The following is an 8,343-nucleotide window of genomic DNA, read 5'->3' on the forward strand; positions in this document are numbered from 1 at the left end:
GGAACCACAAACGCTGCTGCGCGAACGACGCCTCGACCCCCGCCACCCCACGCTCAACCCGCCGCAACTGCGGCATCCTACGCCTGGCACCGAGGGCCACTGTAATCCTCCGACCGTGGACGGGAATCAGAAAGAAACCATCAAATTTTCCGCCGACCGAACCGCCCACTCCTGCTGACTAGCCAACCTCGCAACCCAGTACTCGATTTCAGCGAAATCAAGAAGGCGTGACCAGATATTGGAGAAAAATAGGAAAGGGAAGCCCGCGGAATTAATGGTCCAATAGTCTTTCCCTTGCATCACTGACGTGAGTTCTGGAGATCAACCGGAGCTAGCAGCTTAGCCCGAGACGGCCGCGTGTCAAGACTGTTTTACCGTAAACCAAGGCTGTTTCTGCAGGCGACACCGAGGCTCGGGAAATAGTCAGCCATTCAAGTCCACCCGGCCCGACAGGCCCCATAACGGGCAGATCACGACGAGCCGCCTCGCGATGCCCTCGTTCGCTCAACATCAAACCGATCAGAATGAGCCACATCCCCGCTTGATCGTTCGCTGTCGTGTGCAACGATGCGATGGTCTGCCGCCAATACGAGAGGTGGAGGGTCGTGTCCAGCAAGGCGTATCCTGTTCTGCGCTGGCCGGATATCGGCGAGATAGAAGAACGCACAGAGGTGCTTCTCGACTCTCCGGTCCGGTCCTTGAGTCCCGCCGCCATGGCCCACTATGAGGACTGGTTTCAGCGCAATTGCCCCAACTCGCAGGCGTCTGCAAGGGAATCTGCAGCTGTCATACCCGGCGGGCTCCAGCACTCGTTACCGTCAAGCAGGCCATTCCCCGTGCAGATGGCCCGCACTTCCGGCGCGTTCGCCTGGGATGTGGATGGAAATCAGTACATCGACTTCATCCAGGCCGGCGGTGCCTCCGTTCTCGGGGCGAATCATCCAGTGGTGCGGGAAGCAGTTATCGACCTTCTGACCTCCTGCGCTCCGAGCACCTGCTTTCCGCACGAGGCGGAGATTCAACTGGCTCAGTTCGTCCAGGGTTCGGTACCGTCGGTCGAGCGGTTCAGGATGCTCGGCAGCGGGACCGAGGCGGTCATGGCGGCCATTCGGGCAGCCCGTGCTTTCACTGGTGCAGCCCATATCGTCAAAGCTGGCGGGGCCTATCACGGGTGGTCAGACCAGCTGGTCTTCGGGCTTGGCGCGCCCGGATCGGGCAGAGCGGCGGCAGGCGGCATCCCTGATCCGGTGCTGAGCCTGACGCACGAGGTGCCACCGAACGATGTCGGCGCCCTACGGGCCAGGCTTTCGCAATGCGCCGCGGATGGCGGCACGGCAGCCGTCGTACTGGAGCCCCTGGGGCCGCAGAGTGGCACCATGCCCGTCGAGGAGGGCTACGCCGGGCAGGTGCGCGACTTGTGTGACGAGTTCGGAGCGCTGTTGGTCTTCGACGAGGTCGTCAGCGCCTTCCGCCTTGGCATGGCAGGAGTCCAGGGCCACTTGGGTGTCCGACCAGACCTCACAATCTTCGGCAAGTGCATCGCCGGCTCATATCCGGGAGCGGGTGGTCTCGGCGGCCGGGCCGAGGTGATGTCCGTCGTCACCCCTGGCCACACGGGCACCGTCGCGTTGCTCGGCGGAACTCTCTCGGCCGGGCCACTAAGTAGTGTGGCCGGGCTCGCCTGCCTCATGGAAATGCGGCGCACGGACGCCCCGGCGGCGGCTTCCCGAGCTGGCGACCTGCTGTGCGCCCGCCTCACAGAACTGATCACGAAGTTCGAGCTCCCCTTCCTCGTCTACAACCTCGGCTCCATAGTTCATCTCGACACGTCCGGCCTCTTCCGCCTCCGGCGCGACGATCCCGACTATGCCGCGCAGTTCAAGCCGCGCCGTGCGCAGAACAGGGACATCGCCACGGCTTGCGCCGCAGAAGGCGTCATGATCTCCCAGACGGGTCGCATGTTCACCTGCGCCGCCATGACCAGTGATGTGATTGATGACGCAGTTCATCGCTTCGAGAAGGTCTTCGCTGCGACAGCGGCGTAGTGAATGGGGCTGAGCGGACACCCAGTAATGAGCTGTCGTCGGCAGCAACGAGCCGGGGGCACCTCAACAGGGTGAGCGAGGCCGCGCGTGGACAACAGCGATCCTCTGGTAGGAGCAGGTCATCGTCGCGACTCAGGCCTTCTTCCTATTCGAGATGAACCGCATCGCATGATGCGGTCATGGGCCGCCATCGGGCATTGCTGGCAACAGCTCATTCGCCACGTCCGGGAATCGGCAGACCAGTCCGATAACGGCGATATCCGTATCATGAAAACGAGCTCCCGAATCGGCTGATGACATACAGCCTCGGCATTACCGATTCGCGGTTATCCGACATCGAGAATTAGGTACAGACAAAGCGTTCGATCACCGACGGAGAGAAACTCTCTTTGCATCCAGCAGAGTCGGCCCACAGAGTGCCGAAACTGCCGAGATAACGAAGTTTAAGCTATCACCTGTCTCAAGTGACGCCTTTAACTGGGATTGGTGGCATCGGGACACCTGGTGAATGACGAGGAAAGATGAGGGTCCATGGGCGCGCAGCAACTCCTTCTGGCCTGTCTGCCTTTCGCGGGCGGTGGTGCTGGCTTCTTCCGAGAATGGGAAAAGCTAGCCATGCCGGAGGTAACCATGCTTCCCGTCCAGTTGCCGGGGCGCGAGGAGCGATTCCTGGATCCCCCCTTCACCGACGTCGCCGACGCCGTCGCCGAGCTGACCCCGGGAATCCTGACAGAGGCTGGCGAGGAAGCAGCCATCGCGTTGTTTGGGCACAGCCTCGGCGCGGTGCTCGCCTACGAGATCGCCAGAGAGCTCGAGCGCATCGGCTACCCCGGACTGCGTCACCTGTACGTCAGTGGATCACCGGGGCCGTACAACGGACGAAGCGAACGAGTGACCGGCCTGCCCGACCAGGAGTTCCTGTCCGGAGTACAACGGTTCGCCGGCTACCGGCACGCGGCCTTGGACCACCCCGACCTGGTCGAGATCCTGCTCCCGCTGCTCCGCGCCGACGCGGAGATGCACGAGAACTACCTGCCTTCCGGCACCGGGCCTCTCTCGGTGCCGATCACCGCCCTGCGCGGTGAAGGGGACGAGCTTGTCTCCCGGGAGCAGTCCGAACAATGGGCCAACGAGACGGGGGGCCCGTTCACCTACCGGGAGTTTCCCGGCGGCCATATGTATCTGGTCGATGAGCGAGAGAAAGTGCTGCGCGTGGTGGCCGGGACTCCAGCATGGGGCTGACCGGCAAAACTGTGATCATCACAGGCGCGGCCCGCGGCCTCGGCCGCTTTATGGAATTTGCACGGACCCAGAAGCGGCCCAAGCAGTGAGGGATACCGTGCACCCACTGAAGCCTGCGCACTCACTTGCCGGAAGGGGGTACGCCGGGTGGTCATCGGCCGCAAGCGGCTGCAAGTGCTGCTACACCGCCACTACATCTCCTTCCAGCGCGCAAGAACTCGACTTCTCCCTCGACCATTGGTCCGGCCTCGGCATGCGTCAGCTTCTTCTGACGCCGCGTTACGCCAAGTTCGAGATCAGGGATCGTTACCGACAAGGACGGTGAACTCGCCTCTCGTATGGAATTGACTGAGGACCGCGTTCACTGCAAAGGACGCCGACCAGCCAGCCGGCTGACCGTCGCGCAGCATCAGCCCGTCGACCCGCTGGATGAGGAAAGGCCACACTGCTTGCGCGACGACAAGTAGCCACTGAGAAGGGCAGAACTATGACGGATACCACTGGTTCCACACACATCGTGGTCGTCAACGACCAAGAGCAGCACTCGATCTGGCCCGCCGGACGAGAGCTGCCAGACGGCTGGCGAGCCGTGGGAGAACCCCGTACACGCGAGGCCTGTCTGGACCACATCGAGCAGATCTGGACGGACATCCGGCCGCGACATGCCCGGACTGCTTCGACGCCCCCGACCGGTTCGACATCACCCGCCGTCTCAACCGGCACATCGCCCTGAGATCACGGGAGTACTTCTGCATCGGCGCGCTGCTCGCCCGGGCCGAGATGAAATTCCTGTTCATCGAGCTCCTCGACTGCTTGGACACGATCGAGTCGGCGGGCCCAGCTATTCGGCTCAGCTCCGTTGCCGTCAACGGACTGGAGCGACTGCCCATCCGCATGGTGGCCATGCAGCCCTGAGCGACCTTTCGCCCTCGTCTCACCACCCGACCTACTGCATTCCAAGGAGGCCTGCGGTGCCCTCAGGCAGCAACCCGACCACCGCCGATGTCGTCTCCCGTTTCCTCGCACACGCCGCGGCCCGGCCCGATGCTCCGGCCGTAGTGGAGGACGGTGGGATACTCACCTACGGTCAGCTCGACACTGCCTCGGCCGCCCTGGCGTCCCTACTGCTCCGTCAGTACGGCGTGGGCCGGGACTCCGCGCCGATCGTCGCTGTCCTCCTACCCCGTGGTGCGGCGGCTGTCGTCGCCGCTCTCGGCGTCCAGCGTGCCGGTGCCGCACATCTTCCGCTAGAACCCCGTGATCCTGACGCCCGGCTCCGCCTGATCGCCAAAGACGCGAGACCGACCTGCCTCATCACCGACCAGGTCGGCGAGAAGCTTGCTGCGGATTGGGGGCTTCCGGTGGTCTCCGTGGACGAAGCATCGGTCGAAGCCGCTCTGGTGGAACTGAGCGTCCCCACGCCTGCGGACTGGGCCGCCGTCATCTACACCTCAGGCACAACTGGCACTCCGCGCGGCGTGGTCGTGCACCACGAGGGCCTAGGCCATCTCGTTGCAGCCCACGCCGACCACTTCGGCACCGGTCCCGGCGACCGGGTCGGCTGGGCCTCCGATATGGGCTTCGACGCAGCCATGTGGGACGTCTGGTCGACCCTCGGCGCGGGTGCCACGCTGTACGTCGCCGAGGACGCGATCCGTCTCGACCCCGCCCGGCTCATCGCCTGGCTGGACCAGCATGAGATCAGCAGTATGTTCCTCGTGACCCCGCTCGCGGCCGAGCTGATGCGTAGGTACGATCCTCCGGTCACCCTGCGTGCGCTGCTCACCGGAGGGGACCGACTGTGGCAGGTCCCGCCCGGGAGAACGCGGCCCTGGCCTGTCCACAACGCGTACGGTCCCACCGAGGGCACGGTGGCGGTCACCTGGACAGGGCCCATCGCGGCTACAAGCACGGCCCCGTCAATCGGCCGCCCCCTGCCCGGTGTGGCCGTGCACATCCTGGATGCCACCGGAACTCCAGTGGCAGTTGGCGAAGTCGGAGAGATCGCCTTCTCAGGGCCCTCCGTCACGTTGGGCTATCTGCGCGACCCGCGGCGTACGGCCGAACGCTGGATCCCCAACCCGGCCGGCCACGGCACACGTATGTACCTCACTGGGGACCTCGGTCTACTTGACGCGGACGGCGAACTGTGGCTTGTCGGCCGGGCTGACGAGCAGCTGAAGGTCCGTGGCATCCGTATCGAACCGGCCGAGATCGTCTCGGCTGCCCTCGCCCTGTCCGGCGTCACTGGGGCAGTGGCCGTGCCTTTCGGCGAGCCGACCGACCCGGTGATCGGCCTGCTGTGGACTGCTGAGGCCACCGACCTGGACGAGGCGCAGCTACTCACCCACTTGCGCGGTCTGCTCGCCGCTCCGGTCGTCCCCAAGCGACTGCGCCGCGTCGCGGAACTGCCGCGTACTACCCGCGGGAAGATTGACCACGCCCAGGCGTCCGAGCTCCTGGCGGCGATTGACGACGTGACCGCCACCGTCCAGGCCGCCGTTCCCGCCGATCCCGTGGAGCGGCTGGTAGCCGAGATCTTCGCCGAGGTCCTGGAGGTGGAGTCACCTGGGCCGGACGACACCTTCTTCGGCATGGGCGGCACTTCCATGCTCGCCGTCCGCGTGCTCGCGCGGCTGCGGGAGCACGCTCCGACCTTTCCCATGGTCCGCCTCTACCGCCAGCCGACGGTACGGGAGGTCGCTGTAGCACTGCGCGAACTCGGCGCCGCCACCCCCGCCGACTGATCCCTTGGTTCCGCCCTCCGACCGCACAGGAGCCCCACTTGCCCACCAAATCTTGGGACATCATGGCGAAACCTCCCGCCGATCTGTCGTCGCTGGACCTGGCAGATCCGCAAACCTTCCTGCGGTATGACCAGGGCGAATTGTGGCGCCGACTGCGCGCTGAGAATCCGGTTTTCTGGAACGTTCCGCGCGACGGAAGGCCCGGCTTCTGGGCCCTCACGCGCTATGACGACATTATGCATGTCTACCGAGAAAGCTCCACCTTCACATCTTCACGCGGAAATGTGCTGGCCACACTTCTTCATGGCGGTGACTCTGCGGCGGGAAAAATGCTTGCGGTCACCGATGGAAGTCGCCACCGGGAACTGCGCAAGGTATTCTTGAAGGCTTTCTCTCCGCGCACTATATCTACGATCGCCGAAAAAGTGCATGAGAACACTAAAAGCCTCGTCCGTAGTGCCGTGGAGGTAGGTAGTTGCGACTTCGCGTTAGATATCGCGGAGAAAATACCGATGCGCACGATATGTGATCTCCTGGGGGTTCCGGAGTCTGATCAAGATGAACTTCTCATCCTGACCAAGAAGGCCCTCAGCGCGGAGGATGACCAGATCACGGAGTTCGACTCCATATTGGCTAGAAACGAAATATTGGTCTACTTTTCGAGTCTCCTGGAGGAATTTCGCAAGAACCCAGGGGAAGGCGTAATCGGAACGTTCGCGGATGCCCAAGCGTCTGGATCGGCACTGTCCAACGAAGAGATCGTTCTGAACTGCTACAGCCTGATCATCGGGGGCGACGAGACAAGCCGACTCTCGATGATCAGTTCGATTCCTGCCCTGGTAGAGCACCCCGCACAGTGGGCAGCCCTGAGTTCGGGATCCATCGGCAGCCAGACCGCTACTGAGGAGATCCTGCGTTGGACGACCCCCGCCATGCACTTCGGTCGGACGACGCTGCAGGACACCAACGTCTCCGGTCATGCCATCAATCAGGGCGATGTCGTGACACTGTGGAACGTCTCGGCCAACCGTGACGAGGCCGTCTTCGAATCCCCAGATGTCCTGAACTTGTCCCGTTCACCCAACCGGCACCTCACCTTCGGCTATGGTCCGCATTTCTGCTTGGGTGCGGAACTGGGCCGTATTGAGATCAGGGCGATGCTCGATGCCCTGTGCCGCTTCGCAGCCGACATCACGCTCACGGACACCCCGAAGAGGGTTCGCTCCAACTTTCTCTCGGGAATCAGTAGTCTGCCCGTAAAGTTCACTCCACGCAGATAAGACACGGCCGTCGGGTGGCACGGGGAGTGTGATGGACGCATCGTTGCAGAGCAGGTGTCGAGTGTCAGCGTCGTGCACCGGCGGCCATGTGATGTTGCCCCGTGATCATGGACAGCGGTTGCTCACGCTGCAGGGGTGAAGTCGCACTGAAGGCGCATTCGGGTTTTGAGTAGGTGACGTACCCGAGCTCGGGGTGTTTGCATAGCCTGCTGCGGTTGTACTAGTCCTCGATAAAGCGGAAGACGTCGGCACGGGTACCGGCCCCGGTCGTCTACACACTTGTTCCGAACTCGGCTTTCAGCACGGCGAGCCGACTCTCCGCGGCGGCGTTATCGTAACGGGACCCGACACGACCCATCGATTGCCGCACGTTCAACTTGCGTATCTCAGTGCGGAATTCGTCACCCTTGTACTCGGTGAGTCCAACCGGTCGTTGCAACACTGGAGCGTAGCTGCTCCTCGAAGACCTCGGCCGAGGTCTTCCAGCCGAGGGTCTTGCGGGGACGATTATTGATCGCCAGTGCGAGGCCAAGACGAGGGCCTGTCTCGTGATCTGCTGGCCATTTCACGTCGTATGGGAGGGCGGACGTAGAGACGGTACCCGCAAAGGAGCTGCCGAGAAGTGGTCGTACAAGGTAAGCAAGACCAAGCTCGCGGAGGCTTTGTGGCCAGTGCTCGAACAGAAGATTGCAAGCAAGTTGGACTCTAAGGCCCCCGTCCCTCCTATGGTCCAGGCGGTCGTGGATGCTTTTATGACAGCACAGAATTGGCGTTACAAGTCGTTTGTCCTGACTGCGGTTGACTGACGGTTTCATCTTGGCTTTTTCTAGCGAGGTGTGACCGAAATTGGCACCCAGAACGCCCGGATATTCCGGACAGGCAGTAGATAGAAGCTGCGATACCTACGGGTCGGATTCGACCGTGAGGGTTTGCTTATTCGGTAAGTACCGCATCTGAGACCGCGTTTGAGATCTGCAGCGAACCAGGCTAGACAAGCATCCGTTCTGTCGTGGCCGGCACGTAGGGTGC

At 62.9% G+C, this 8,343-nt stretch carries 5 protein-coding genes; all 5 read left to right on the forward strand.

What is annotated here, in order from left to right; all coding sequences use genetic code 11:
- Positions 1–605 precede the first annotated feature (605 nt).
- A complete protein-coding gene (locus tag KVT45_RS54065; protein ID WP_217562341.1) occupies positions 606–2,045 on the forward strand; it encodes an aspartate aminotransferase family protein in 1,440 nt (479 codons plus the stop codon).
- A 531-nt stretch (positions 2,046–2,576) separates the two neighbouring features.
- Positions 2,577–3,287 carry a thioesterase II family protein gene (locus KVT45_RS54070; protein WP_217562343.1) on the forward strand — a complete coding sequence of 237 codons (711 nt, stop codon included), beginning with the start codon at positions 2,577–2,579 and terminating at the stop codon, positions 3,285–3,287.
- Positions 3,288–3,774: 487 nt separating this feature from the next.
- Complete coding sequence (locus KVT45_RS54075) at positions 3,775–4,020, forward strand: MbtH family NRPS accessory protein (RefSeq protein ID WP_217562345.1); 246 nt, start codon at positions 3,775–3,777, stop codon at positions 4,018–4,020.
- Between the two features lie 238 nt (positions 4,021–4,258).
- Positions 4,259–6,034 carry a non-ribosomal peptide synthetase gene (locus KVT45_RS54080; protein ID WP_217562347.1) on the forward strand — a complete coding sequence of 592 codons (1,776 nt, stop codon included), beginning with the start codon at positions 4,259–4,261 and terminating at the stop codon, positions 6,032–6,034.
- A gap of 38 nt (positions 6,035–6,072) precedes the next feature.
- Positions 6,073–7,314, forward strand: coding sequence for a cytochrome P450 (locus KVT45_RS54085; protein WP_308311167.1), 1,242 nt, complete (start codon positions 6,073–6,075; stop codon positions 7,312–7,314).
- The last annotated feature ends 1,029 nt before the right edge of the window (positions 7,315–8,343 follow it).

Source organism: Streptomyces sp. GbtcB6 (assembly GCF_019091475.1).
In the GTDB taxonomy this organism is placed as follows: domain Bacteria; phylum Actinomycetota; class Actinomycetes; order Streptomycetales; family Streptomycetaceae; genus Streptomyces; species Streptomyces hyaluromycini.

What these genes read in the sequence shown, in the direction of transcription:
- KVT45_RS54070 (WP_217562343.1), top strand. Translation starts at nt 2,577, where the DNA reads ATGGGCGCGCAGCAACTCCTTCTGGCCTGTCTGCCTTTCGCGGGCGGT.
- KVT45_RS54075 (WP_217562345.1), top strand. Translation starts at nt 3,775, where the DNA reads ATGACGGATACCACTGGTTCCACACACATCGTGGTCGTCAACGACCAA.